The 726-nt window shown below is 46.3% G+C and carries 2 protein-coding genes; both read right to left on the reverse strand.

The window, feature by feature from the left end:
• On the reverse strand, positions 1-509 hold a 509-nt coding region (locus ACS8FC_RS17335; RefSeq protein WP_439297696.1), incomplete at its 3' end, for an alpha/beta fold hydrolase.
• Between the two features lie 37 nt (positions 510-546).
• Positions 547-726: hypothetical protein (locus ACS8FC_RS17340; RefSeq protein ID WP_439297697.1), on the reverse strand; the 180-nt coding region annotated here is incomplete at its 5' end.

Genomic DNA, 726 nt, shown 5'->3' on the forward strand with positions numbered 1-726 from the left:
CTCGGCCACGTAGATTGCCTATTTACTGTGCTTTTGAAAGGCTCACGACTCAGCAGGATAGAACGCGGTAACAGATTATACAAGGTGGCTTGATTTTTAGTGAACGTGACAGGCTCTATCAGATAAAGCTGCGAGAACAGCTCTGGACGTTTGGCTGCTGCCATGGCTGTGGCGGTTGCGCCTTGTGAATGTCCGATACCGACGACAGGCTTATCTTGTGTTTTTTCTAAAAATTCAATAAGCAGATCAGCATCTTGCTCACGCGTCAGACGAGGGCTTTGCGGTTTGTCATACCAATAGCCACGCAGGGCAAGTGAGCTGATATCAAACTCAGTCGCCAGCTCATTTAGCAATGGCGTATAGGTGCCAACAGTGAAACTATTACCACCATAAAAATGCACGGGTGTGCGGCGATGGTTATCTGACTGAACTGACTGATTAAGCTGGCCAAGATGATAGTAACGTGCTTTTTTACCATCAAGATCGATGCTGCTTGTAAATGCTTCCATAAAATAAACACTTCCTTGTGATTTATTTTGATGGGTCTTAGTTGTCTTCACCTAAGAAACCACCGCTTTGACGTTGCCATAATTTAGCATAGACGCCATCGCGTGCGAGCAACGCCTCGTGACTGCCTTGTTCAATGATGCGTCCTTTGTCCATCACTACTAAGCGATCCAGTGCCGCAATGGTTGATAAACGGTGGGCAATGGCAATCACAGTTTT

It is taken from the genome of Psychrobacter sp. 1Y4, assembly GCF_051847555.1.